Source organism: Caviibacterium pharyngocola (assembly GCF_002795405.1).
GTDB lineage: Bacteria > Pseudomonadota > Gammaproteobacteria > Enterobacterales > Pasteurellaceae > Caviibacterium > Caviibacterium pharyngocola.
This window is the reverse complement of record NZ_PHGZ01000013.1, coordinates 218,665-244,569: the sequence shown is the minus strand read 5'-3', so window position 1 is coordinate 244,569 and position 25,905 is coordinate 218,665. Positions and strand designations below refer to the sequence as shown.

At 41.5% G+C, this 25,905-nt stretch carries 20 protein-coding genes and 1 pseudogene; 3 read left to right on the top strand and 18 right to left on the bottom strand.

Annotation, left to right across the window (positions count from 1 at the left end):
* Positions 1-29: 29 nt before the first annotated feature.
* From CVP04_RS06555 to CVP04_RS06540, 4 genes are all read right to left on the bottom strand, one after another.
* Positions 30-728, bottom strand: coding sequence for a LutC/YkgG family protein (locus CVP04_RS06555; protein WP_100296708.1), 699 nt, complete (start codon positions 726-728; stop codon positions 30-32).
* On the bottom strand, positions 728-2,140 hold the full coding sequence (locus CVP04_RS06550) for a LutB/LldF family L-lactate oxidation iron-sulfur protein (protein ID WP_100296707.1): 1,413 nt from the start codon (positions 2,138-2,140) through the stop codon (positions 728-730). Before CVP04_RS06550 ends, CVP04_RS06555 begins: the two co-directional genes overlap by 1 nt.
* Position 2,141: 1 nt before the next feature.
* The gene (locus tag CVP04_RS06545; protein WP_100296706.1) at positions 2,142-2,873 is read right to left on the bottom strand and encodes a (Fe-S)-binding protein; all 732 of its coding nucleotides are present in this window, start codon (positions 2,871-2,873) and stop codon (positions 2,142-2,144) included.
* 77 nt (positions 2,874-2,950) lie between these two features.
* Complete coding sequence (locus CVP04_RS06540) at positions 2,951-4,540, bottom strand: L-lactate permease (protein WP_100296705.1); 1,590 nt, start codon at positions 4,538-4,540, stop codon at positions 2,951-2,953.
* Between the two features lie 257 nt (positions 4,541-4,797).
* Between CVP04_RS06540 and der the strand changes: the two genes are divergently transcribed.
* Positions 4,798-6,321 (top strand): ribosome biogenesis GTPase Der, encoded by a 1,524-nt coding sequence (der, locus tag CVP04_RS06535; protein WP_100296704.1) that lies wholly within the window; start codon positions 4,798-4,800, stop codon positions 6,319-6,321.
* A gap of 296 nt (positions 6,322-6,617) precedes the next feature.
* On the opposite strand, the pseudogene CVP04_RS06530 reads toward der, so the two are convergent.
* From CVP04_RS06530 to CVP04_RS06520, 3 genes and pseudogenes are all read right to left on the bottom strand, one after another.
* Positions 6,618-7,754: pseudogene (locus tag CVP04_RS06530) on the bottom strand (IS1595 family transposase).
* A 707-nt stretch (positions 7,755-8,461) separates the two neighbouring features.
* The gene (locus CVP04_RS06525; protein ID WP_100296703.1) at positions 8,462-11,692 is read right to left on the bottom strand and encodes a DNA methyltransferase family protein; all 3,231 of its coding nucleotides are present in this window, start codon (positions 11,690-11,692) and stop codon (positions 8,462-8,464) included.
* The gene (locus CVP04_RS06520) at positions 11,692-12,030 is read right to left on the bottom strand and encodes a helix-turn-helix domain-containing protein (RefSeq protein WP_100296702.1); all 339 of its coding nucleotides are present in this window, start codon (positions 12,028-12,030) and stop codon (positions 11,692-11,694) included. Before CVP04_RS06520 ends, CVP04_RS06525 begins: the two co-directional genes overlap by 1 nt.
* A gap of 161 nt (positions 12,031-12,191) precedes the next feature.
* On the opposite strand from CVP04_RS06520, the gene CVP04_RS06515 reads away from it, so the two are divergent.
* Both CVP04_RS06515 and CVP04_RS06510 read left to right on the top strand, forming a co-directional pair.
* Positions 12,192-13,226: an IS1595 family transposase gene (locus tag CVP04_RS06515; protein WP_100296701.1), complete on the top strand. Its 1,035-nt coding sequence runs from the start codon at positions 12,192-12,194 to the stop codon at positions 13,224-13,226.
* Positions 13,226-13,660, top strand: coding sequence for a DNA repair protein (locus CVP04_RS06510; RefSeq protein ID WP_100296700.1), 435 nt, complete (start codon positions 13,226-13,228; stop codon positions 13,658-13,660). Before CVP04_RS06515 ends, CVP04_RS06510 begins: the two co-directional genes overlap by 1 nt.
* Here CVP04_RS06510 and CVP04_RS06505 read toward each other — a convergent pair whose 3' ends face one another.
* The 11 genes from CVP04_RS06505 to murD all read right to left on the bottom strand — a co-directional run bounded on the left by CVP04_RS06505 (position 13,661) and on the right by murD (position 25,902).
* Positions 13,661-14,074 (bottom strand): transcriptional regulator, encoded by a 414-nt coding sequence (locus CVP04_RS06505; protein WP_100296699.1) that lies wholly within the window; start codon positions 14,072-14,074, stop codon positions 13,661-13,663.
* A gap of 121 nt (positions 14,075-14,195) precedes the next feature.
* The gene (pheA, locus tag CVP04_RS06500) at positions 14,196-15,353 is read right to left on the bottom strand and encodes a prephenate dehydratase (protein ID WP_100296698.1); all 1,158 of its coding nucleotides are present in this window, start codon (positions 15,351-15,353) and stop codon (positions 14,196-14,198) included.
* 127 nt (positions 15,354-15,480) lie between these two features.
* Positions 15,481-16,398: a UDP-3-O-acyl-N-acetylglucosamine deacetylase gene (lpxC, locus tag CVP04_RS06495; RefSeq protein WP_100296697.1), complete on the bottom strand. Its 918-nt coding sequence runs from the start codon at positions 16,396-16,398 to the stop codon at positions 15,481-15,483.
* Positions 16,399-16,446: 48 nt separating this feature from the next.
* Positions 16,447-17,766 (bottom strand): cell division protein FtsZ, encoded by a 1,320-nt coding sequence (gene ftsZ, locus CVP04_RS06490; RefSeq protein WP_100296696.1) that lies wholly within the window; start codon positions 17,764-17,766, stop codon positions 16,447-16,449.
* A gap of 85 nt (positions 17,767-17,851) precedes the next feature.
* Positions 17,852-19,129, bottom strand: a complete 1,278-nt coding sequence (gene ftsA, locus CVP04_RS06485; protein ID WP_100296695.1) for a cell division protein FtsA — start codon at positions 19,127-19,129, stop codon at positions 17,852-17,854.
* Positions 19,130-19,160: 31 nt separating this feature from the next.
* A complete protein-coding gene (locus CVP04_RS06480; RefSeq protein ID WP_100296694.1) occupies positions 19,161-19,928 on the bottom strand; it encodes a cell division protein FtsQ/DivIB in 768 nt (255 codons plus the stop codon).
* Complete coding sequence (locus CVP04_RS06475; RefSeq protein ID WP_100296693.1) at positions 19,928-20,854, bottom strand: D-alanine--D-alanine ligase; 927 nt, start codon at positions 20,852-20,854, stop codon at positions 19,928-19,930. Before CVP04_RS06475 ends, CVP04_RS06480 begins: the two co-directional genes overlap by 1 nt.
* Positions 20,855-20,864: 10 nt before the next feature.
* Positions 20,865-22,295 (bottom strand): UDP-N-acetylmuramate--L-alanine ligase, encoded by a 1,431-nt coding sequence (gene murC, locus CVP04_RS06470; protein ID WP_100296692.1) that lies wholly within the window; start codon positions 22,293-22,295, stop codon positions 20,865-20,867.
* 20 nt (positions 22,296-22,315) lie between these two features.
* Complete coding sequence (gene murG, locus CVP04_RS06465; protein WP_100296691.1) at positions 22,316-23,395, bottom strand: undecaprenyldiphospho-muramoylpentapeptide beta-N-acetylglucosaminyltransferase; 1,080 nt, start codon at positions 23,393-23,395, stop codon at positions 22,316-22,318.
* Positions 23,388-24,578, bottom strand: a complete 1,191-nt coding sequence (ftsW, locus tag CVP04_RS06460) for a putative lipid II flippase FtsW (RefSeq protein ID WP_100296690.1) — start codon at positions 24,576-24,578, stop codon at positions 23,388-23,390. The genes murG and ftsW overlap by 8 nt, the downstream gene beginning before the upstream one ends.
* A gap of 10 nt (positions 24,579-24,588) precedes the next feature.
* Positions 24,589-25,902 (bottom strand): UDP-N-acetylmuramoyl-L-alanine--D-glutamate ligase, encoded by a 1,314-nt coding sequence (murD, locus tag CVP04_RS06455; protein WP_100296689.1) that lies wholly within the window; start codon positions 25,900-25,902, stop codon positions 24,589-24,591.
* Between the last annotated feature and the right edge of the window lie 3 nt (positions 25,903-25,905).

Genomic DNA, 25,905 nt, shown 5'->3' with positions numbered 1-25,905 from the left:
ACGCCTCGGATCTTTTATTTAAGCGGATGTTATAAATCATCAATGACGATATAAACTTTTGTTGTCGGACCGTGTACGCCGACGACTTTCACCAATTCAATATCCGCCGTCGAACTTGGACCGGAGATAATGTTAATACAAGAAGGCATTCTTTCACCCGCTTGCGCTTTTTTGTGCAGAATACTCGCTAATTGCGCCACACGCGGCAATACGGTACTTTTTCTAACCACAACGATAGATTTTTCCGGCAATAAACTGACCGCGCGACCTTTGTCTTTGTCGGAGAAAAGTACGATCCCGCCGGATTCCGCCAAGCCGTATTCGGCATAAACGATACCGATATTCGCTTGTTCGGATCTCGCTAAATTTTCACCGCACTTTTCGCTATCCCAAATATAGCTATCGTAATGATTGCGCACAACCGACGTAATACCCAATGCTTCCAAACGCGCATCATTATTCAGCACAATCTTTCCGCCGCCGTATTTTTCGCACGCGGCGAGAACGGCTTGCTGAATATCCGCTTCCTTTGTTTCAATCACATCGACCGCCATTACTTTGGCAAAATCGACAAATTCCTGACAACGTTGCGCCAAGCTTAAATCGGTCAAACGCGTAGTGGGATAATCATTCAAACGAGGCGGCAACGGATCAGGCGTTAAACGACGGGCTCTGCCCATTTTCTGCGCCAATTTATCCAGAAAATTTTCTCTGTTTTGTACGTCCATTATTTATCACCTCTGTTATTAAACCATTCTCTAAAGCTTTGTCCTTCCGCTTGAGGTAAATCGCGCGCTTTCGTCCATTCCGCCAAGGCGCCGATTTGCACTGGCGCTTTGCCGTTTTTGATCAGTTTACCCGCGACTTTCGCACCGATATTCACCCCGACTTTCCATAAATTCGGATGAGAGTTGGCAAAATTAAAACCGAAAATCGATAAGCGCTCGGCAGTCGGCGTCATTCCGTTTTGGGCGATATGCTCGCGATGTTTTAAAATAAGTTGCGCCAACGGAATTTTTACCGGACAAACGGAGTTACACGCCGTACATAACGAACAGGCGTAAGGTAATTCTTTAAATTCCTCATAACCGCCTAATAACGGTGAAATCACCGATCCGATCGGACCCGGATAAATAGAACCGTAGCCGTGACCACCGATTTGACGATATGCCGGACAAGTATTAAGGCAAGCGCCACAACGGATACAACGCAACACTTCCTGAAATTCGCTTTGCAAAATTTTCGAGCGACCGTTATCTACAATCACTAAATGGAATTCTTCCGGCCCGTCCGTTTCACCTTCTACACGCGGACCGGTTAGCCAAGTATTATAACCGGTCAATTTCGCGCCGACCGCACTACGTGCTAGCATTGTGATAAGCACGTCCACTTCTTCAAATGTAGGTGCAATGCGCTCCATTCCCATTACGGCGATGTGGGTTTTCGGTACGGTTGTGGCTAAACGTAAATTCCCTTCGTTGGTCACCAAACAAATGCTGCCGGTTTCCGGTACGGCGAAATTACAGCCGCTAATGCCGATATCCGCTTCTAAAAAATCCTGACGAATTTTTTGCCGAATAAACAACGTCATCGCTTCCGGCGTTTCCGGCCCGTCATAACCGAGTTTTTCGTGTAATACTTTGCGAATTTGGTAACGATCTTTATGAATCGCCGGCACCACGATATGAGATGGTTTATCGCCCGCCACTTGTAAAATATATTCGCCCAAATCCGTTTCAACCACTTGAATGCCTTCCGCTTCTAAAACGTGATTCATCCCGATTTCTTCGGTCACCATTGATTTGGATTTTACAATTTTTTTCGCGTTCTTTTCTAAAGCAACTTTGCGAATATATTCCGTCGCCTGTTCCGCGGTTTCGGCAAAAAAGACTTTGCCGCCGTTTTCCGTCACTTTTTCACTTAATTGATAAAGATAGGCATCTAAATTCGCCAAAACGTGATTACGAATTTGTTTTGCCGAATCACGCCATTCTTCCCAATGACCTAACTCGTCCACCATTTTTTGCCGATTCGTGCCGATACGTTCTTGCGCCATTACAATGGCTTTACGCATAATGTCATTGTGAATTTGCTCGTCAACGCGAACTTTAAATGCAAGATTACTGGTTTTTAACGACATTTTATTTTCCCTCCTGCATTAATACTTCCGCGATGTGCATTACTTTGATTTTGCGCCCTTCGCGACTTAGACGCCCACCGATATTCAGTAAGCAACTCACGTCCGCACCGATTAAATAATCCGGCTCGACTTCGGCGATATGTTCCACTTTTTCGGAAACCATTTCGCCGGAAATTTCCGCCATTTTGACTGAAAACGTACCGCCGAAACCGCAACAGGTTTGTTGGTTATGAATCGGCAATAATTGCAATCCTTTGACGTTTTGTAGCAGCGTTAAAGGCTCGTTCACAATGCCTAATTTGCGTGAAAGGCTGCAAGAAGGGTGATATACCGCTTTGCCGGTTAATTGCGCACCAACATTGGTAACACCGAGTTTATTGACGATAAAATCCGTTAAATCATAAAAACGATCTGCCACTTTTTTGGCGCGTACCGCCCATTCCATCTCGCCGAAACGCTCGAAATATTCCGGATAATTTTTAATCGCATACACGCAAGAGCCGGCAGGTGCGACGATAGGATAATCATTGACTTCAAAGGTTTGCACCAAATTTTTCATTCCTGCTAATGCCTGTTTGGTATAACCGCTGTTAATCGCAGGTTGTCCGCAACAGCCTTGTTTTTCTAAAAAAACGATATGACATCCGAGCTTTTCTAACAATAGCACGCTATTTTTGGCTACCCCTGCTTTAACCACATCGGCAATACAGGTAACGTAAAAATTCACGTTCATAACTACTCCAACTGTTATTCAAAAAATAATGTCGAGTATAAATCTTCTTATACTCGACGGAAATACATTGACGATACTTAATACAACATCGGGATAACCGTTAACGCCACCACCGCAGCGATAATGCCATAAACAATCATCGGCACGACGGTTTTCTTAATAATCGCCCCTTCTTGATTATTAATATTCAATACGGAACTCACTGCGACGATATTATTGATACACACCATATTCCCCATCGCACCACCGACGGATTGCAATGCAAGCACTAATGTCGCCGATAATCCGGTAATTTCTGCCGTCGATAGCTGTACGCTGCCGAAAGTTAAATTCGAAACCGTATTCGAACCGGAGAAGAATGCACCGACCGCACCGAGGAAAGAGGCAAAGATCGTCCAATATTCGCCGGTAGCCTCGGCAAAACTTTTACCGATAATTTTCACCATTGAATTATCACCGCCGACCAGCATTAAATTCACCATAATTAATGCGCCGACTAAGGCAAAGAACGGATTTTTCGTTTGTTTGAAACTACCGACAAAAATATCTTTCGTTTTGCTACCCGACACGGCGAAAACCGGAATCGCGATTAAAACCGTCACCACAAAAGGAATCAATGCCGGCACATAAAGTAATTTATAGCTTGCGTTAATTGAGGTGTCGAAAATATTTTTCAGGCTGAAAATTAATCCTTGACTGACTTCAAAGGTTCCCAAAGAACCTAGTTGAACACTCATCCAAGTGGTCGCGTCGTTCATCATCGCTTTGAACGGTAATTGTTGCAAACGCGTTACGATTAAAATGGCAATTAATAAACCGGTCGGGAAAAGCGCTTTCGCCACCTCGCCGAATGTTGTGGTTTTATTGTCTAAAGTATTTTCAACCTTCGCCAAACCGATACCTTTGTTGGCAAAGAAAATGGAAGCCAACAAACCGATCGCACCGCCCACTAAAGCCGGAAATTCATAGTTTACTTGCGCCAACAAGAAATAAGGAATGACGCAAGAAAAAATAGACAAATAAATAAAGCCTAAATTTTGGCGAATTTCTTTTCCGCTGACAATAAAGCGTAATGCCATAAGCGGAATAACAATAGCAGCAAAAGAGTGAATCAACGCAGTCATCGAACCGATTTCAAGAATTTGACTCTCCGCCAAATTTAACGGACCGAAACCGAACCACGTCGGTGTACCTACCGCACCGAAAGAAACCGGCACGGAGTTCATCACCAACGCTAACATCGCCACTCTCAAGGCAGGAAAGCCCAAACCGACTAAAATCGGTGCGGCAATCGCCGCCGGCGTACCGAAGCCGCTCGCGCCTTCAATCATAAAGGCAAATGCCCAGCCGATAATCATTAATTGCGCAACAGGATTCGGGTTAATCGTACCGAGCCATTTACGCAAAGTATCCGTCGCACCGGAAATTTCTGAAAAGCGATTAAATAAAATCGCACCGAAAATCACGGTAATCGGCGTTTGCACCGCCACAATCGCTGAGGCGATATTGGCGCTGACCGTTGAAATATCCGTACCGAAAAAAACAAGCTGAATCATCAATACCACAACGGCAATCCAAGGCAATGCCACATAAGACGGCAATGCATTACGTTTAACCATTAAATAAATTAATAGCACGATAGGAAAAATACTAAGAAAGAGCGCCATAAAACCTACTCCGTATAAAGCAAATATTCAAATGATGATAAAATCACACAAAACAGGCGGTTATTCTATTTCACAATCTACATTAACGTAAAAACTTTGTTAAGAATTTATGATAAAGATCACAATATTTTTTAACACTAACTTAAAATTTATACAAATTAGATCAATTTTTAATTAATGACAAAATCCGATATAATACGCGCAACAGTTAAATGCTAAATAGCTTAATGCTATTTAACCCAATTAAAGAGGTTTTTATGACAACGCCCGTAGTTGCGCTTGTCGGTCGTCCTAATGTAGGAAAATCGACGTTATTCAATCGTTTAACCCGAACTCGCGACGCCCTTGTGGCGGATTTTCCGGGGTTAACCCGCGATCGTAAATACGGTCAAGCAAATATCGCCGGTTATGATTTTATCGTGATTGATACCGGTGGTATCGACGGTACGGAGGAAGGCGTCGAGGAGAAAATGGCGGAACAATCGCTGTTGGCGATTGAAGAAGCGGATGTAGTGCTGTTTTTAGTAGATGCGCGCGCCGGATTGACTGCCGCGGATATCGGCATCGCGCATTATTTGCGCCAACGCCAAAATAAGACCACCGTTTTGGTCGCCAATAAAACCGACGGCATTGATGCCGATTCGCACTGCGCCGAATTTTATCAATTAGGTTTGGGTGAAATTGCGCAAATCGCGGCATCGCAAGGACGGGGCGTAACCGCATTGATGGAACAAGTTCTAGCGCCGCTTGCCGCACAGCTTGATGAAAATGCAACGGAAAGTGCGGTGGAAAATTCGGAAGAAAATGACAGCACGGACGAATGGGATCGCGAATTTGATTTCACTAACGAAGAAGATACCGATTTATTAGACGAAGCGCTGGAAGAAGAAACCGCACTTGAAGATAAGAATATCAAAATCGCCATTGTCGGACGTCCGAACGTCGGAAAATCCACTTTAACCAATCGAATTTTGGGCGAAGATCGCGTCGTGGTTTACGACTTGCCGGGCACGACGCGCGATAGTATCTATATTCCAATGGAACGCGACGGGCAACATTACACCATTATCGACACTGCCGGCGTGCGCAAACGCGGCAAAGTACACCTCGCGGTGGAAAAATTTTCTGTAATTAAAACTTTACAAGCTATTCAGGACGCCAATGTCGTGCTATTAACCATTGACGCGCGCGAAGGTATTTCCGATCAGGATCTGTCTCTCCTCGGTTTTATTTTAAACGCCGGACGTTCGCTTGTCATCGTTGTCAACAAATGGGACGGTTTGGATCAAGAAATCAAGGATCGAGTAAAATCCGAACTGGATCGCCGTTTAGATTTTATTGATTTCGCACGCGTACATTTTATTTCCGCATTACACGGCAGCGGCGTAGGCAACTTATTCGAATCCGTGCGTGAAGCTTATGCCTGTGCGACACAAAAAATGACCACTTCAATGCTCACCCGTATTCTGCAAATGGCAACGGACGAGCACCAACCGCCGATGATGGGCGGACGTCGCATTAAGCTGAAATATGCTCATCCGGGTGGTTATAATCCGCCGATTATCGTAATTCACGGCAATCAAATCGAGCGCCTGCCGGATAGTTATAAGCGATATTTATCGAATTATTATCGCCGAAGCTTGAAAATCGTCGGCTCGCCGATTCGTCTTTTATTCCAAGAAGGCAACAACCCGTTTGCCGGAAAACGCAATAAATTGACCCCGACGCAATTACGCAAACGTAAACGTTTAATGAAATTTATCAAAAAGTCGAAAAAATAATTGCACGAAGCTGCGATGAAAAGATAAATATAAGAAAGTGCGGTGAAATTTGTAAAAAAATCGGTATTATGTAGCAGTTGCACAAAACCCGAGATTTAATCTTAACCGCAGTAAAATTTCTGATGCCCTTAGCTCCAAAAACAGAGTTAAGGGCATTTCTTTTATCGTATTTTAGCTGATTTTTCCACACATTACACAAAATTTCCTTACCACAGACGTAGCCAATCCGCTCAACCTTACCAAAGGTAAGCTGATTTTCCTGTACTTAAATTTCAGTTAGCTTTGCAGTTAAAAAACTAAGCAGCCAACAGTTCTTGCTCGTATCTCATTCGTTCATTGAGGTTTTTAAAGTAAGCTTGGGAAATTTCTTCGGGACTGAAAGCTGTCATACCGATAAGCTCTTGCGAGCGATGATTACCTTGCCAATAGCCTACCCATTCTCTTAGTGGTAATACCCATAAGCAACGTTTAAGAATATCACTAAATAGGTCACCATTAGATTTTTGGCGGTTATCTGACATAAACGCTGCTTGGTTGGCGTAATGTAGGGCATATTTATTATCGCATTTATGATGTACACCACGATGTAAATCACGGAAACGAGCGTTAAAGGATTCGGCTAAATTGTTATTGATGCCTTTTGCACTGTAACATTCTTTATGATTAACACTCCAGCGAGTGTAATGGAAATCTAACCCCTTATAGGCTGCATTTTCATCACACATAATATCGCTACTTTGTTTCACGAATTGATGATTTAATGCCAAAACGGTCTTGGCATTTTCAGTATAGTCCATTGCCACAATGGTTCTATTTGAACCCCATAGATTTTCATCATTAGAAGCACGTTGATTTAAGCTGATGATGCAACGTTTAGTCGGTCTGAATTTTGGAAATTTCCGTCCTTTTTTATCGGCTTTTTGTTTCTGTTTATGGGCGTTTTTAGCGAAGTTAGTTGGACGTAATTTGAAATTAATCCACGCACCGTCTTCGTGAATTTCCCCTTGCAATGGCGTTAAATCACGAGTTTTGAATAGGGATTCACGCAGTTTATGGCAAAGGACAAATGCTGTCTTATAGCTGATATTAAGATGACGGCTCATTGTTATTGCCGAAATCCCTTTGACTTCATTCGCAAATAATAAAATGGCTGCCAAAATATCAACGAAAGGCAATTTATGAAAAGCAAATGCGGTATTAGTCGTAATATAGAAATGACGTTGGCAATGTTTGCAACACCAACGTTTACGAGATTGAAGAAAATAAGCATTGTGGCGGATTCCGCAATGTGGACATACTACGTCCATAATATCGTTAGAATTTCCTCAACGATTGGCTTTTAAAAGTTGAAAGGCTTCATCTTCACTTAAACGAAAGATTTGTTTGAGATTTAAATTTTTAGATTTGCTTGAAAGCAGATAATGCTGCGCCATAAGTATTCCTTGTGTGTACAAGGTACTCAAAGCTAAACGCTAGACACAAAAAATCGCCCACCTGAATGTTCAGGTCGGCTCAAAGCGTTTTTAGTTGTGAGCTTCGGATACTGAACACACCAAATACTGGCATAAAAACATATAGATGAACTCTCATTGAATAAACGCAAAGTAAGGTTAATTTCGCCTTCATCAATTTATAAGCCATAAGGATTATATTGAGTTATCTATCCTTGCAAGCAAGTCTAAATGAATATATTTGCAAGCGATTTGTTTAAAATATAGCGAGATTTATATCAAAAATAACATCATTTTGTCAAAATGTGCCATTTATGCCAGTCCATATAAAATAAAAGATAACTTATTGCTAGATTTGAGAGTTTCTTTTTATTATGTAGGTTGAATTGCACTTATATTCTAAATGGGAAATAAGTGATTTGCCAGCTCAAATCTAATCTTCTACAATTTAGGGCAATAAGGTGTAATTTTTTTAGTATAGCGAAACTTTTTTATTAAGAATTTACGCTATTTTGCTGCAAAATCAAGACACTGGTGTTTCAATTGTATGCTGATGATAAAACAACCTTTTAAAAACTTAGTTTTAAGGTCTTAACTCGGTTTAATTTATTCACAGCATACTTTTTGAAACACCTCCAGATTTTATATAAATTTAGAATGTGAATTTAATTTTTACCCACATATTGATGTCAAATAGAATCGCACAATTTCAAGTATAATTCTTCTATTCTTGATATTCCTTCTTCATAATTTATTTTCTTTACAGTCAATTCTTGAGCTAATTTTGCTATTTCGTATTGAATTGGATTTTTGCGGTTGAATTTAGGTAATTTTATTTCAAAATTTATACTATAAGATCTTCCACTGAAAGTGAATTTGAAATATTTATTAATTATGTCGGTATTTAAAATTCCGCATAAATAATATGCCTCTTCTTCCGTTATTTCCTCGCCGTTCTTATCCATTGATATATAAGGGGCATGTTTTGCTGGAATAGGCAAAATTTTCTCTCCCCATGGAGTTTCCTGTTCGATAACAACACTCGCACACATATTTGTATTATCTCGAAAAACAACTTTATATGGAGAGAATGTGTAATTACCAACCTTGGATAAAGAATAAAAATCATTTCCCATGGAAATCATCAAACTTCTTTTAGATTGTTTTTCTATTAAATTCTTATTAATTATTAAATAATTAGCTAATAATTCACTTTCTTTAACCAAATTTTCTAATGATGTTGATTGCCGACTGTTATTTTCATAAGGAAATATACAATAGTTATTAGACTTTAATATCTCAAAAGGTTTAATAAATGGGCTTTTTATTACTGGTTTTATATATTTTGTTTCAAGTTCAAATTTATAATTGCTGTCATTTTTGTAAACTGAATTTTTGAATTCAGAGTTTCTAAAATAAAAAGTGTTTTTACTGGTTCTTTTCTCAGGTTCAATGAAGTAAACCTCAGCAGGTGTAAACTCAACACCACTCCTAGCTTTATAATCTGAATTTCCTGAAATTAACTTTAGCTTCCTTAAAATTGTATAATCTCTTTCAGGGAGTAAAGTAAATCCCGTTCTATTTTCACTTAATTGATAAGCCATTCCATCTTTAATTTGAAAGAAATCTTTTACTTTTTCAAATGTGTGAAATCTATTTACTTCTGTGATTTTTACATTAGTTTTTTTATAGAATAAATTTATAGGAATCCCATTTGAGTAATCTACATGATTTTTTTCATAAAAATATGTCATAAATTTTTCAGTAGTTACAATAAAAGGATTTCCAGCATTAGACCAATCATCTATTTCACTTAAATACATTCTACTATCATCAGATAAATAAAAATTTCTGAAGCCAGCATAAGAATCTTGAGTCATAATTGTTTTTGGCATTAAGAATGCAAGTAAGCCTTTATTTGTTAGCCATTTATCTGATGTGACATTTGCAATTAAAGCACATAAATTAAGTGATATAGCCCCCATATAACTTTGACCTGAGAATAATTTTCTATCAATACACAAACTCTTGATCTTTTCAGCATAATTTTGGGGTAAAAATTCCCATTTTACCCAAGGTGGGTTACCTAAAATTAGATCCATCTCTTTAATTCTTGCAATTAGCATAAAGTTTGATGTAATTCTAATCCAAATGCCGTCCCATTCATTTTTATGTAACTCAACTAATTTACTTGACAATATTTTTATACTTTCTTGAATCTTTTTATTGATAGAGTTTTTGTCTATATTTTCAATAATTTGATGGTATAATAAATTAGGGTCTTCAGCTTCTACTGTTGTTTGTAAACGATACATTCTTTCAAAAAAAGAACTGCTTTCAACAAAATCACAAGGAAAAATGATATTAAAATTCCCTTGTTTAGTTTCTACGGTATATGTATAACAAGCTATATTATCAAGTTCAATTTTTTGTGGTATATTAGCCGAATCACCAAGATAGACAGGGATTTCTATTTTTTGATCGTCAATTAATGGTCTTATAGCCAAAAAATAACTAACTCTTGCAGTTAAAACTGATAGTGGATTTAAATCAATACCATATACACTTGATAATATTCTAAATAATAACTCTTGTTTTTCTTTTATAGTTAAACTATATAATTCGTGTTTATCTAATATCGATTTTATTAATGATATTAAAAATACCCCACTTCCACAACATGGATCTATAGCTTTCCAAGATTCTTTGTTTAGTTTCTCAAGTGAACGAGATACAACATGATCAGCCATCCAAGATGGAGTGAAATATTCTCCTAAACTATGTCTAATTTCATTCGGCATTATTTCCATATATAAATCTTTAAAAATATCTATCGTCTGAAATTCATAAGTAAAATTTGAACTTGAATAAAACTCTAACTCTTTAATTATATTTTTTATACTATTGTATATTTTTTGATTCCATTGGTTTTTATCTGAATACCAAGAATAGAAATCACCTTCTAGTAAGTTTCTAATTCCACCACTAGAAAAAACATATCCATCTTCAAGCTTCTCCATAAAACGCTGTAATTTAATAGAATCAATAATGCTAAGATCTGAGAAAAACTTAACATCTTCACTAAACGAAAGAGTTTGAATGACTTTACACGCTATTAATTTCACAATTATCGCATAAGATGTTTGAAGAACATAGAGAGCCTGATATTCTTTTTCATTATTATCAATGTTATCACTAAATATTTCTGATAGTTTTTTTCTTCTCTTCTCTATATCTTGATTTTGACCTTTATCAGACTCAGATAATCTAAACAAAACTTGCCATTCTTCCATTAGCATTTCTGTTTTTTGTGTTTTATGAGTGCAAATGGCATCATATAAACTATTTGATAAATTTTGTGTTATATGTGATGTGGATTTAAAGTCAGATACTATATTTTTCGGTGAAAATTGCTTTGAACCCACATTGATTAATGACTGAATAATTCTATCCAAATCCTTTACTTCTATTGTTGAAAATGCAGTATTTTTTATTTCATCACCAATAAAATATAAATACGCAATTTTCTTTCCGTTTGTTACCAAGCCTTGATAACTACTCCCAGATTCATTATGTATTTGTTTCAAATAATCTTTTGTTTGTGAGATAGCATTTTTTTGATCTTTTTCGCTTGTTAATTTATCAATTGATTTATACTCAATAACTAATCCATTTGATATAGCATCAACTCTTCCTAAAAATTTATGTCTAAAAAAATTCTTTCCGCTTTCTTTATGAAAGATTATTTCTTTTTCAAAAAAACTCTTTATTAGATAATGTAAATTATTTTCAAAAATAGAAGCGATTGTAGCTTCTGTTTCCGCTTTATTAATTTGCTTTATAATTGATGTTAAAGTTTCAGATAGTTTTACTTGATATTCACCGCTACCAAGTTTTCTAAGAATGCTCGTTGAATACATTAATTAACCTTGTTTAATTTATTGATTTCTTGAAATGAAATAGAAAATGAATTTTGAAGATTTTCAGGCATTTTGCGGTAATCTGCGATCAGTTGTTTTTCCTGTTCCGACATTTCATTTCGTATTATCGTTTGAAACATTTCACCTTCACCACTTACAAGCCAGTTCAAATTCACTCCTGCTTTAGCAATGGCAGCCATTCCTTCTGCATTAGGTTCACGTTCACCGCCAACATAACCTTGTAGTGTGCGATAAGCGATTCCTGTATGTTCTGCAAAATCTTTAATTTTCCAATTTTTTGCTTCACAAACTTGTCTGAGTCTTTCTGATATGCACATTTGAGCGTCCTATTTTCAATATTAGATTGACAAATATCGCAAATGAGCGTATATTTGACATTATATAGAGCGTATTTTATCACGTTTGAGCGTGTTTTAAATCCTCCTATAACACAATTTTTCAGCAAGTAAAACCTTTTAATATAACTTAGATAATTGCAATGGCTCAACACTTCCTTTTAACCAGCAAAGCTCGAACGCTTTCACCCATCCAGATAGCTCGTCTATCTGATGGCGAAGCGTTTTCGATGCTTTGCGGTATCCGCTGGGGAAGTGAAAAGAACGTCGTGTGTCCAAAATGCGGTGTGCAACATCAAGCCTACTTTATCTCTACTCGCAAGCAGTGGCGATGCAAACATTGCAGACACACGTTTAGCATTACGTCAGGGACAATTTTTGCAAACCATAAGTTGCCAATTCAAACCTATTTATTCGCTATTGCCTTATTTGTCAATGCAGTTAAGGGAATTTCAGCCTGTCAGCTCTCTCGAGATTTAAACGTGCAGTACAAAACCGCTTTTACCTTATCACATAAAATCCGAGAAAGCCTGATTGTACAACGTGAACTTTTCCCATTATCAGGCGAAATCCATATTGATGGTACTTACGTGCATTCCGCTCCACGTCCAAAGAATAAGAAAGCAGACCGAGTAGATAGACGCTTAAAAGAAAATGCCAATCCCAATAAACGTGGCGTACTGGTTATGCGTGAACGTTACACTGAACAGGACACTTTGTCTAATCCGCAACTAGTCGGTGCAAAGAGAACCATCACGTTTCCTATTTTGTCAGAAAACACGGAATCCGTGAAGAAATTGGCTACTGCATATATTGAGCCAAACAGCCGTATTCATACCGATGAAAACAGTGCTTATGATGAATTGATAGTGGATTACGACTTACAACGTGTGAACCATCAAAAAGAATATCGTAGTGATGAAGGGATTACCAATAACCTTGCCGAAAGTTACTTTGCACGTTTCAAACGTATGTATTACGGACAAGTTCATAAAATGAGTAATATCTACCTTGATAACTACGCAAACGAAATAGCCTATCGTGAAGATACTCGCAAACTGGATAATTTAACCATTTTCAATGATGTGACCAGTAAATGCCTCAGCACATCATCAGATAATGCTTGGAAAGGCTACTGGCAAGGCAACCATAGGCAAGTAGAAAGACTGGTAATGTAATGGCAAAGAAAATCTATTTAAGTCAAATTCAGGCAAAAATTGACCGCTTGCAACGTGAACGTAAGCAAGTGCTAGAACATCTTGCTTTGGTGGAGAGTAAGCTTGATAAACTACAAGCAGCCATTGAGGTTATGCAAGAAGAAGCCCTAACTGATGAATACAATACGGAGCTTTATACCTACCGCACTTATCAGCATCGTTTCAAGGGAAAACTACGCCAAATGGTGCTTGCTGAAATGAAAGTAAAACCAAATCATTACTTTACTGTTAATGAATTAACGGAACTTGTCCTTATTCGAGATAAACAAGACCCCATCATTCAACCGCAACATACTGTTTCAGTGCGTGGTGCATTGAAGCATTGGCTTAATAAAGGCGTAGTAGAACGAGTAGCATTAAAAGCAAATGATGTGCGGTGGAGATTGAAAATATAACTACATTGCCTTCAAACGCCAATAACACGTTTTCCCTTCTACCTTTTTCTCAACCAATGAATGTTTAACAAGATGGTTTAGTGTGCTATGCATTGTTTGCAAGTGTAAGCGCGGCACACCATTATCAATAGGCTGGTTATCTAATTTCAATGCTTGAAGGGTAATTTCATTTGTATGAAACCATTTTTCAGGTTGCTTTTTAAGGATATGCGCCACTAATTGGCATGGAGACGACTGAAAGCGTACATTGCGAGATTTCTTGCTTAATAAAAAATCTGAATCTCTTGCGTGATTTAGCGCAGTTCGATAGTCTAAAATTTTCTGATTTAACCCCTTTATCTTAGCTTCAAATTCAGCCCTTTCTTGTTCTGCAAGGGAAATTTCTTCAATCAATAACTTTTCTAACGCATTCATTTTTTCTTACCTTTAAATTACAATGAGATAAGAAAAATGTAGCAAAAACACTTAGTTAAATCTTTGTGCAACTGCTACACAATACCGAAAAAAATCACCGCACTTTGTTTTATTCGCCGTTTTAAACCTTAGCCGGTTTGACGATTTCGCTCGGATAGCAGCCGAGCACTTTTAGGAAATTACTGTATTGTTTTAATTCCTCGAATGCCGCCTGAGTATCCGGATTGTTGATATTCGCTTCCACTTCCAAATAGAACATTTCTTCCCAAGGCTTGCCGTAAATCGGGCGCGATTCCAATTTGGTCATATTGATGTTGTGCTTTTTAAACACTAATAACGCATCCACCAAAGAACCGGCTTGTTGCGAGGTGGTCATTAACAATAAGGTCTTCGTATGAATTTGCGGAGAAACTACCACCGGATTTTTCGCAATCACAATAAATCGCGTGATATTGTTTTCTTGGTTGGCAATGCCAGATTTCAATACGGTCAGTCCGTATAATTTTCCACCGTCTTCATTGCCTAATGCGGCGATATTCGGTTTGTTCAAGCTTGAAACCAACTGCATTGCGTGCGAGCTGCTTTCACAATATTCAATATGAACGCGATCCAACTCACGAATAAATTGGCTGCATTGTTGAATGACTTGCGGGTGGCTATATAAGGTATCGATTTGCGATAAATCTTCTTGCCCGTTCACCAACACGCAATGTTTGATTGGATAAGCCAATTCGCCGACCAATGAAAGTTCGGTGTGTTGTAATAAATCATACACTTCGTTAATTGCGCCGGACGTAGTATTTTCAAGCGGTAAGACACCGTAATCCGCTTCGCCGCTTTGCACTTTTTCAAAGATTTGTTCAAAAGAGCTACAGCTGATTTCGATAAGCTGTTCCTGATAACGAGTCGCATAATTCCGTGCGGCAAGATGAGAATAAGAACCGCGTTTACCTAAGAAGGCGATATGAATATCGCGTTCGCGCTGTTCGTTCAGCTTCTTTTGTAAATAAACTTGCTGCGTTAATACCGAGTCTTCAATAATTTTTTGGAAGATTTGAGTAATATATTGCGGTTCTAATTGATAATTTTCATTTTCGGCAAAGCGAACGAGTTCTTGCAATAATTGCTGTTCGCGTTCCACATCACGCAATGCTTTTTGCGTCACTTCCTTACTACGCACGACATCAAATGCCAAACGGTGCCGTTCGGATAATAATTTCAGTAAATTACGATCAATTTGCGTAATTTGTTGACGAATTTCGGTTAAATCAAGCGCCATATTGCCGTCCTAGTTACTACACCTATAATCAAAAACATCCCAAAATTACACCGCACTTTAGGAAGAAATTCATAATAAAAAAGCTATATTTCGCCGAAATATAGCTTTTTTCGGTATTAAAACCGAATTAAATAAAGACTTGAGTTTGCGCAGTATAACCTTGCGGCACTTGCGCTTTATCGTCAAAGGTCACGAATTCCCAAGCTTCTTGGTTCGCCAATAAAGCACGGAGCAATTTGTTGTTTAAACCGTGCCCTGATTTATAGGCTTTGAAATCACCGATGATATTGTGACCCGCCATATATAAATCGCCGATTGCATCCAACATTTTATGGCGTACCAATTCGTCTTTAAAACGTAAACCGTCTTCGTTTAAAATACGGTAATCGTCTAATACGATGGCGTTATCCAAGCTACCGCCCAAAGCCAAACCTTGCGCTTGAAGATATTCGATATCTTTCATAAAACCGAAGGTTCTTGCGCGGCTGATTTGTTGTACGAACGCTTGCGCGGAAAAATCCATTACATAATTTCGCACGTTTTTGCTAATCGCAGGATGTTCGAAATCAATCGTAAAGTTTAAACGGAAACCGTTATAAGGTCGAAATTCCGCCCATTTGTCACCGTCTTCTACGCGAATCGGCTGTTTCACGCGAATAAATTTTTTCGCAGCATTTTGTTCTTCAATGCCGGCATCGAGCAATAAGTAGATAAACGGGCTAGCACTACCGTCCATAATCGGAATTTCAGGCGCATCCACTTCGATAATAACGTTATCGATTCCCAATCCCGCCAACGCAGCATTTAAGTGTTCGACCGTGGAAATGCGCACGCCTTCTTCATTAACTAAACAAGTACAAAGCATTGTGTCGCGAACCGCATTGGCATTCGCCGGAAAAGTAACCGGCGGATTCAAATCGGTACGGCAATAAATGACACCTGTATTCGCCATTGCAGGGCGCAGAGTCAGGGTCACTTTATTACCGCTATGTAATCCCACACCGGTAACTTTAATGCTTTGTTTCAATGTTCTTTGTTTTATCATAATTTTTCTCTTAACTTATTGTTAAACAACAAGATTTATCCTTGCGGACTATTTTTCCGAATTACGCATAAACTGAGCTGCGTTGAACAGATTCTCATCCTTTTTAAGAGTTGTCAATCTTTCCGTAATCGGCGTATCCAAAATATTACGATCCGCTAAATTTGCCGGACGATTCGGCGCCGGCTCTTGCGCTTGATGCGCATAAGGATTCGCCTGATTACCGTATTGTCCGAAAGCCGACGTATTCGGTTTCATTGCCGGTTGAGCCGTCGGTTGTTGAGCAAGACCTTGTGTTCTCGGCATAATTTGAATATCCGGCGTTTCCAAATCACCGATACCGGTCGCAACGATAGTAACACGAATTTCATCTTCCATTTCAGGCACTAACGTCGTCCCGACCACAACGGTCGCTTCATCGGAAGCAAACGCTCGAATGATGTCGCCCACTGCATTAAATTCATCCAAACCGAGATTAAAACCGGCGGTAATATTAACCAATACGCCCTTAGCACCGGATAAATCCACATCTTCCAACAACGGGCTGGCAACCGCGTCTTGCGCCGCTTTTTCCGCACGACCGTCTCCTGCGGAACCTTCCGCAATACCGGAACCCATCATCGCACGTCCCATTTCGGACATTACCGTGCGAACGTCCGCAAAGTCAACGTTAATCATTCCCGGCGAAGTAATCATATCGGAAATACCGGTTACCGCATTACGCAAAATATCGTTCGCGGCGGCAAACGCTTGAATTAAGGTGACGTTTTTGCCCAATACCTTCAACAATTTTTCATTCGGTATAATAATTAGAGAGTCAACGTGCTTAGAAAGTTCCTTAATTCCCATTTCGGCGAATTGCATCCGTTTTTTACCTTCAAAGGAAAACGGTTTGGTCACGACGGCAACAGTTAAAATACCCAATTCTTTCGCGATCTGCGCAACAATCGGTGCGGCTCCGGTTCCCGTACCGCCCCCCATACCGGCAGCAATAAACACCATATCCGCGCCTTCCAACATTGCCCGAATCGCATCTTGATCGTCTTCCGCCGCTTTGCGTCCTACATTCGGATTGGCTCCTGCCCCCAAACCTTTGGTTGTCGCGCCGCCGATTTGAACCGTTTGTTGTACGTTACTTTTACGCAAAGCTTGCGCATCGGTATTCACCGCATAGAAAATGATTCTGCCGTGTTCATCATCCGGTGTCGGGTAACTCAATTCATCGGTACCGATTAATGTGCCGCCAATATCGTTTTTCACCATATTGGCAACCATATGATTGACGGCATTTCCGCCGCCGCCGCCGACACCAACAACTTTGATGAGAGCTCCGCCCATATCACCAAGATCGTAATCAACTGGTTCAAACATATTTATTCTCCGTCAATGCCAATTTCCAAACCGGCACAAAATTAAAACCTAAATTACTCTTATTGTAGATTAAAAATTGAAATTCTCAAAATTCTGCGCGCACTTTATTCGCAATATTTTTCATCGCCGAGGTAAAAGACCGCCAAAAACCGTCATTACCGCTGCCGTTATCATTAATCGGACTCTCGTCTTCATTGCTGTGATTATATTGTAGCAATCCGATAACCGTCGAATATTGCGGTTTATTCACATAATCTGTCAAACCGGTAATATTTAACGGACTACCGATACGCACTTGCGTACCGAAAACATTGGCGGCGCATTGCTTTAAATCTTCGATTTGAGCTCCCCCGCCGGTAATCACGACACCGGCGATAAGTTCCAATTTCATTTGTTTATTTTCCAACTCGTATTTGAGTTGATTCAATTCGTATTTCACCAAATTCAATAATTCGGTATAACGCCCGCAAGTCGCTTTAGATAATTCTTCTTTGGTTAACATACGCGGTGCGCGCCCGCCGATGCCTACGACTTCGATTTTCTTATCCGGATTCGCACTCGGCGGATTCAAGGCGCTACCGTAGTTAATTTTAATGGCTTCCGCTTCCACTCTTGAGGTCGCACAATAATATGCGATGTCATCCGTTACGCGATTACCTGCGTAAGGAATCACTTTACTGAATCTCAATGCACCGTCGGTATAGACCACAATGTCCATCGTGCCGGCACCGAAATCGATCAAGCACACGCCTAAGTCTTTTTCGTCGTCCGTTAACACGGAATAACCGGATGCTACGCCGGAAAATACGATTTTATCTACTTTTAATTTACAGCGTTCCACCGCTTTTTTCAGATTATTCAACCAATCTTGATGACAAGCGATCAAATGCGCTTGCGCTTTTAAACGCACGCCTTGCAAACCGAGCGGATCTTTAATATTCATTTGTTTATCCACGGCATATTCTTGCGGAATAATATGCAATAAAGATAAACCTTCGCCCATTCGCACGGAACTTGCCGTATGCATTGCGGAATCAATTTCGTCTTGGGTCACTTCACCGTCGGCAATAGGGACGAAACCGCTTTCGTTCAGGCTTTGAATATGCTCGCCGGTAATAGCCAAAGTCACACTGATGATTTGGCAGTCGGCAACGGATTCCGCCGCTTCAATCGCGCGTTGAATGGAGGTGACCACAGCGCTTAAATCGGTAATACTGCCTTTATCAATACCTTTCGACGGACAACTTCCGACGCCCAGCACGTTCACCACGCCGTCCGGCAATACTTCACCGACAACCGCGACGACTTTAGAAGTGCCGACTTCCAACCCTACAATAGTTTTCGATTCCACAATTTTAGCCATTTTATAACTTCACAATATTCTTTTATTAGCGCTAGTCGGCATCCACCATACCCACGGCGGCACCAACACCATATCTTAAATCCACATAAGACAGTTTTTTATTTTCGGGAACTTCAATTTGCGGATAAATCGTCGCAAAACGATCCAACTTTTCTTTCCAATCGCCGCGACCCAATTTCAATTTAACGTCATTATCCAAAACCACTTGCCAAGATCCTCGCGCATCAATGGCGACAGCCTTTAGCACCAAGCCTTTCGATTTCAAATCCTGATAAATTTTATTCCAAGCGTCCAAAACCACCGCACTTTGGTAATCCGGCCCTGCCAAGCGAGGCAAATTTTGTTCTTTTACCTTCTCCGACGGTAATGTAAACACCACACCTTCGCGTGATAAATAATCGGTTTCATTCCAAACCGCCACAGGATAATGTTCGGCGACCCAAATACTCAAACGATCCGGCCAGATTTTCCGCACCACCGCACTTTTAACCCACGGCATCGTTTGAATTTGTTCTCGCACCAAGTCGATATCTTGTCCGAAAAAACCTTTTAAATCGCCCATTTTCAACAAGGTATCACGCACATCGGCATCCGTCGTAAATGTGGGCGAACCGACAAGCGCAAAGGCGCTAATCGGGCGACTATCTAACTTTTCCAGCCATTCCTGCCAGTTTGAATAAACATAAAACGCCAGTCCTAGGCATAATAACACAAACAGCGGCTTTATTTGCATAAAAACGCCGGATTTTTGCGCCCCCGCCCGGATTCCTTGCGTGGTTTTATGCCGTAATAACTTCATTACGCGCTCAACTCCAAGATTTTCACGACAAGCTGTTCAAAAGAATAACCGACCGTTGCCGCCGATTTCGGGAATAAGCTATGGCTTGTCATTCCCGGATTAGTATTTACTTCCACCAAGCGGAATTCGCCGTTTCCGTTCATCATCACGTCAATACGGCTCCAACCGCGGCAACCGACCGCATCATAAGCGCGTTTTACCAATTCTTTTAATTCCTGCTCGCGTTCATCGCTTAAACCGGACGGGCAAAAATATTGCGTATTATCGGAAATATATTTGGCGTTATAATCATAAAATTCGCCTTCCGGCACGATTTTAATCGACGGTAACACTTCGCTATCCAATACCGGCACGGTAAATTCATCCCCTGCCAACCATTCTTCGATTAAAACGGTTTCATCGTGATTTAACGCAATTTCCACCGCACTTTTTAGTTCTTCGACGGCTTTCACTTTGGTTAACCCGACGCTTGAACCTTCCAAAGACGGCTTAACCATTAACGGCAATCCCAATTTTTCGACAACATCCGCCGGATTTAGTTCGGCAAAGGTGCTGCGCGTCACAATCACCATATCCGCCACCGGCAAACCGAAAGCTTTCCATAACATTTTGGTGCGCATTTTATCCATTGTCAGTGCCGATGCCATTACGCCGCAGCCGGTGTAAGGCATACCGATTTGTTCCAACAAGCCTTGCATTGTGCCATCTTCGCCGCCGCGTCCATGCAAGATATTAAACACGCGATCGAAACCTTGCTCTTTTAAGGTCGCCACAGGAAAAGTTTTCGGATCGATGGGATGTGCGTCAAATCCTTGATTTTTTAACGCATTTAGCACCGCACTTCCGGAGTTTAGCGACACTTCGCGTTCTGCGGACGTGCCGCCCAATAATACGGCGATTTTTTGTTGTTTTAACGGTTTACTCATTGCTTACTTCCTATTCTTTTGTCCACACTTCCGCTAATTGACGGGATAATTTGCTCACATTTCCCGCACCTTGCGCTAAAATCAAATCGCCGTCTTGTACAATTTGATCCAAAATTTCCGCTAATTGGCTGTGATCCGCCACAAAAATCGGATCCACTTTGCCTAAATTACGAATCGAACGACACAACGAACGGCTGTCCGCGCCGGCAATCGGCGCTTCGCCCGCCGCATAAACATCCAGCATAATTAAACAATCCACTTGGGATAACACGCGCACGAAATCATCGAACAAATCGCGGGTTCTCGAATAACGATGCGGTTGGAAAATCATCACGATTCGCTTGTTTTCCCAGCCTTTGCGTGCTGCATCAATGGTCACGCCCACTTCGGTCGGGTGGTGTCCGTAATCGTCCACCAACATTACTTTACCGTTCGGACGAATAAATTCACCCAGCTGATCAAAACGACGTCCCGCGCCTTGGAAATCCGCCAACGCAGCTAAAATAGCCTCATCGCCGATACCTTCTTCTTTCGCCACCGCTAACGCCGCCGTCGCATTTAACGCATTATGTTTGCCCGGCACGTTTAACAACACGTCAATGCGTTTTCCGGCCGGAGTCACCACCGTATAATGCCCTTGAAAACCGGTTTGTTGATAATCTTCAATCCGATAATCGGCGTGTTCGCTAAAGCCGTATGTCACCACTTGGCGACCGACTTGCGGGATCAGTTCGTGCAAAACCGGATCATCCGCACATAGCACCGCTAATCCGTAAAACGGTAAATTATGTAAGAAATTCACATAGGTTTGTTTCATTTCTTCAAAATCACCGTGATAAGTATCCATATGATCCGGTTCTATATTCGTGACCACGGAAACCATCGGTTGCAAATGTAAAAACGACGCGTCGCTTTCATCGGCTTCGGCGATTAAATAACGGCTGCAACCTAAATGCGCATTAGTACCTGCCGATTTGACCAAACCGCCGTTTACAAAGGTCGGGTCTAATCCTGCTTGCGCATAAATCATTGAAATCATTGCAGTTGTAGTAGTTTTTCCGTGCGTACCCGCCACGGCGATACCGTGTCTGAAACGCATAATTTCCGCCAGCATTTGCGCTCGTTGAATCACCGGAATACGTTTTTGATGCGCCGCAACTACTTCTAAATTATCATTTTTGATTGCGCTGGATACCACCACGACACTAGCACCTTCCACATTCGAGGCTTCGTGAGAAAAATACACTTTCGCCCCCAATGAAATTAAACGATTTGTCACCGCACTTTCCGCAATATCGGAACCGGTCACCACATAACCCTCGTTTAACAATACTTCCGCGATACCGCCCATTCCGGCACCGCCGATACCGACAAAATGGATCTGTTTTACCCGTCGCATTTCCGGCACGGTTTGTCTGACTCTTTCTTGAAAAGCTTTCATTTGTCTATCCCCAAATTCGATTATTTCGCCGCTTCCGCCACCACGTCCGCAACACGCTGTGCAGACAACGGAGCCGCCATTTCTTTCGCCTTGATCGCCATAGCTAATAATTTCTCACGATCCAAACGATTTAATAATTCTACCAACGCATCCGCAGTTAAATCTTTTTGTTGAATGATTTCCGCCGCGCCGACATCCGCCAAATATTTCGCGTTTAAATATTGCTGCTGATCTTTATGTTGGAACGGCACGAAAATCGCCGGCGTCCCCACCGCCGCCAATTCGCACACCGTCAACGCACCGGAACGACAAATCACAATATCCGCCCACGCATAAGCTTCCGCCATATCATCAATAAATTCGGTGACGGTGACATCCGCCTTCGGCGCATAAAGTGCGGTGATATTTTCAACGGATCCGGCGCCAACTTGATGACGAACCTGTAATTTATCGCCCAAGCGTTCGACCACTTGCGGCATTACTAAATTCAATACTCTGGCGCCCTGACTACCGCCGACCACCAACACCTTCAATTTCCCTTCTCTTCCGGCAAATCGCGTTTGCGGCGCCGGCATTGCAAATAAATCTTGTCTGACCGGATTGCCCACCACTTCGGCATTGGCAAAGGCTGTCGGAAAAGCTTGCAACACGCGCGCAGCGATTTTCGCCAACCAACTGTTGGTTAAACCGGCGACGGCATTTTGTTCGTGCAAAATAATCGGCACGCCGCACAATTTCGCCGCAATACCGCCCGGCCCCGAAACATAACCGCCCATTCCCAACACAGCATTCGGTTGATAGCGACGAATAATTTTTCGCGCCTGCATTACCGCACGGAAAATGGCAAAGGGCGCAGCTAATAAGGCTTTAATGCCCTTACCGCGCAAGCCTGAAATTTGAATAAATTCGATAGGAATGCCGTGTTTAGGCACAAGCTGCGCTTCCATTCGATCTTTTGTTCCCAGCCAACAGATTTCCCAACCTTGTTGCTGTAAACAGCGCGCAACGGCAATTGCCGGAAAAACGTGTCCGCCGGTGCCGCCCGCCATTACTAATAATTTCTTTTTGGTTTCCTTAGTCACAATTTTATCCTTAATCATCCCGCAAGCGCGCCTGACCGCCACGCATTAAACGGTTTTCGTGATCAATACGCAATAATACGCCGATCGTTACGGACATAATAATTAAACTTGAACCGCCGTAACTGACCAACGGGAAAGTTAACCCTTTGGTCGGCAATAATCCCAACGCCATACCTAAATTGACAAAGCCTTGGAAAAAAATCCAGAAACTGATACCAAAGGCAAAAAAACCTTTAAAGCGTTGTTCCAATAATAAGGATTCGCGTCCGATTTTCATTGCGCGGAAAATCAATAACGCCAACAAAATCACCACAGTCAGAATACCGATAAAGCCGAATTCTTCGCCGATCACCGCCATTACGAAGTCGGTATGCGCTTCCGGCAGATATTCTAATTTTTGAATCGAATTACCCAATCCTTCACCGGTAAATTCGCCGCGCCCGAACGCCATTAACGAGTTGGAAAGCTGGAACCCCGTGCCGTAAGGGTCTTGGAAGGGATCCATAAAGCCGGTTAAACGTTTTAAGCGGTATGCCGACGATACCGCCAATATCAAAATCAATCCGACGCCGCAGCCGCCTAACGCCACGAATTGCCAGAAGTTTGCGCCGGTAATAAATAATAAACCGAAGGTGATCACAAAAAGCACCACCGTACTTCCCAAATCCGGCTGCAACAACAATAATCCGCCGAGCACCCCCATTACGATCATCGGTTTAAAGGCACTGAGTTTGCGGCTGCGTACTTCGTCATAACGGCGGGTAAAATAGCTCGCCAAGAAACAAGTCAGCGCCAATTTTGCAAATTCCGCCGGTTGGAAATTGAAGAAAACCAATGAGATCCAACGTCGTGCGCCGTTGATTTTGGAACCGATTCCCGGTACAAGTACCAAAACTAAGAGAAATACCGCTGCCCAAAATAAATAGGCGTGCCATTTTTCCCAGCTTTCCATTGAAATTTGCAAACAGAAATAGCAGGCAAATAGTGAAACTACGACATAACCGGCGTCACGCTTGGCAAAATAAAAGGGATCGTTGAACAAGCGCGTACCGACGGGAATCGACGCCGACGAAACGGCAACCAGACCGACTAATAATAGAATAATAAACAACCATATCAGCGCACGATCATACAATAAATTGCTCGGCGCTAATGTAGTCCAACGTTCATAATAGGCTTTCAGCGTTTCGGTAAATTGCATTGATCCGACTCTAACTTAATTTTGCCAAACGGGTAAATTCTTCCCCGCGTTTTTCAAAGGAGGCGAACTGATCCAAACTGGCGCACGCCGGCGATAATAACACCATATCGCCCGATTTTAACAACGGACGTAGGCTTTCAATGGCTTGCTCCATTGTATCGAACAAGTGACTTTGCGCCGATAATGCCGCCAATGCAGCACCATCTTGACCAAAGCAATAGCAATAGAAATTCGGTTTATCAATCAATTTTTGTAGTTCGGAAAAATCCGCGCCTTTGCCATCGCCGCCGAGCAATAAATATAGATTACCCTCTAAATGTAAACCGGTTAACGCAGCAACCGTACTGCCGACGTTGGTGGCTTTAGAATCATTAATCCAACGCACGCCGTTGCTAAAATGCGCTAATTGGAAACGGTGATCCAATCCGCCGAACTCGCGAAGTGCGGTGCGAATTCCGTCTAAATTCACTCCGACCGCTTGCGCCAAGGCAATGGACGCCAAAGCATTCATATAATTGTGACGTCCGCTTAATTTCACTTCGGCGCAAGGTAAAATCACTTCATCACGCCACATTAAAAATTGCTGACCATTCTCGGTTTTCAACCAATAATCCGCATTGTGTTCACCGAAAGACACCTGTTGCTGCGCACTTTGTTTGCCGTCTTCGCGCGTGAGCGGATCTTCCGCGTTCACCACGGCTACGCGGCTGTTTTGGTAAATTTTAAGTTTGGCTTGGCGATAATCTTCCAAATCCACATAGCGATTCATATGATCTTCGGTCACGTTTAACACGGTCGCTGCCGCAGCTTTCAAACTATAGGTGGTTTCAAGTTGGAAACTGGATAATTCCAACACATAAAGATCATAATCTTGCTCCAATAAAGATAATGCCGGAATACCGATATTTCCGCCCATTCCGACTTTTATGCCCGCCGCTTTCGCCATTTCGGTCACAAGCGTGGTCACGGTACTTTTGCCGTTCGAACCGGTAATTGCAATAATAGGTTTATTTGCCGCGCGGCAAAATAATTCAATATCACCGACCACTTCGACGCCTGCTTGAAGTGCGGTCTGAATTTCAGGTGTTTTTACCGCCAAGCCCGGACTAATCACAATCATCTCGCTTTCCAACAGCCATTGCTGATTTAATCCGCCGGTATGCAACGGAATATTTTTATCCAATAATTCCGCGCCCGCCGGTTTCGCCCGCGTATCGATGACACGCACGTTGGCGCCTTGCGCAGTTAGAAAATCGACGCAAGATAGACCGGTTTTACCTAATCCGATGACACAAATCGTTTTATTTTGATATTGATTATTCATATT

Excerpts from the sequence above, each read along its gene's own strand:
- CVP04_RS06555 (WP_100296708.1), bottom strand. The coding sequence starts at position 728 with ATGGACGTACAAAACAGAGAAAATTTTCTGGATAAATTGGCGCAGAAA.
- CVP04_RS06550 (WP_100296707.1), bottom strand. The coding sequence starts at position 2,140 with ATGTCGTTAAAAACCAGTAATCTTGCATTTAAAGTTCGCGTTGACGAG.
- CVP04_RS06545 (WP_100296706.1), bottom strand. The coding sequence starts at position 2,873 with ATGAACGTGAATTTTTACGTTACCTGTATTGCCGATGTGGTTAAAGCA.
- CVP04_RS06540 (WP_100296705.1), bottom strand. The coding sequence starts at position 4,540 with ATGGCGCTCTTTCTTAGTATTTTTCCTATCGTGCTATTAATTTATTTA.
- der (WP_100296704.1), top strand. The coding sequence starts at position 4,798 with ATGACAACGCCCGTAGTTGCGCTTGTCGGTCGTCCTAATGTAGGAAAA.
- CVP04_RS06525 (WP_100296703.1), bottom strand. The coding sequence starts at position 11,692 with ATGTATTCAACGAGCATTCTTAGAAAACTTGGTAGCGGTGAATATCAA.
- CVP04_RS06520 (WP_100296702.1), bottom strand. The coding sequence starts at position 12,030 with ATGTGCATATCAGAAAGACTCAGACAAGTTTGTGAAGCAAAAAATTGG.
- CVP04_RS06515 (WP_100296701.1), top strand. The coding sequence starts at position 12,192 with ATGGCTCAACACTTCCTTTTAACCAGCAAAGCTCGAACGCTTTCACCC.
- CVP04_RS06510 (WP_100296700.1), top strand. The coding sequence starts at position 13,226 with ATGGCAAAGAAAATCTATTTAAGTCAAATTCAGGCAAAAATTGACCGC.
- CVP04_RS06505 (WP_100296699.1), bottom strand. The coding sequence starts at position 14,074 with ATGAATGCGTTAGAAAAGTTATTGATTGAAGAAATTTCCCTTGCAGAA.
- pheA (WP_100296698.1), bottom strand. The coding sequence starts at position 15,353 with ATGGCGCTTGATTTAACCGAAATTCGTCAACAAATTACGCAAATTGAT.
- lpxC (WP_100296697.1), bottom strand. The coding sequence starts at position 16,398 with ATGATAAAACAAAGAACATTGAAACAAAGCATTAAAGTTACCGGTGTG.
- ftsZ (WP_100296696.1), bottom strand. The coding sequence starts at position 17,766 with ATGTTTGAACCAGTTGATTACGATCTTGGTGATATGGGCGGAGCTCTC.
- ftsA (WP_100296695.1), bottom strand. The coding sequence starts at position 19,129 with ATGGCTAAAATTGTGGAATCGAAAACTATTGTAGGGTTGGAAGTCGGC.
- CVP04_RS06480 (WP_100296694.1), bottom strand. The coding sequence starts at position 19,928 with ATGAAGTTATTACGGCATAAAACCACGCAAGGAATCCGGGCGGGGGCG.
- CVP04_RS06475 (WP_100296693.1), bottom strand. The coding sequence starts at position 20,854 with ATGAGTAAACCGTTAAAACAACAAAAAATCGCCGTATTATTGGGCGGC.
- murC (WP_100296692.1), bottom strand. The coding sequence starts at position 22,295 with ATGAAAGCTTTTCAAGAAAGAGTCAGACAAACCGTGCCGGAAATGCGA.
- murG (WP_100296691.1), bottom strand. The coding sequence starts at position 23,395 with ATGATTAAGGATAAAATTGTGACTAAGGAAACCAAAAAGAAATTATTA.
- ftsW (WP_100296690.1), bottom strand. The coding sequence starts at position 24,578 with ATGCAATTTACCGAAACGCTGAAAGCCTATTATGAACGTTGGACTACA.
- murD (WP_100296689.1), bottom strand. The coding sequence starts at position 25,902 with ATGAATAATCAATATCAAAATAAAACGATTTGTGTCATCGGATTAGGT.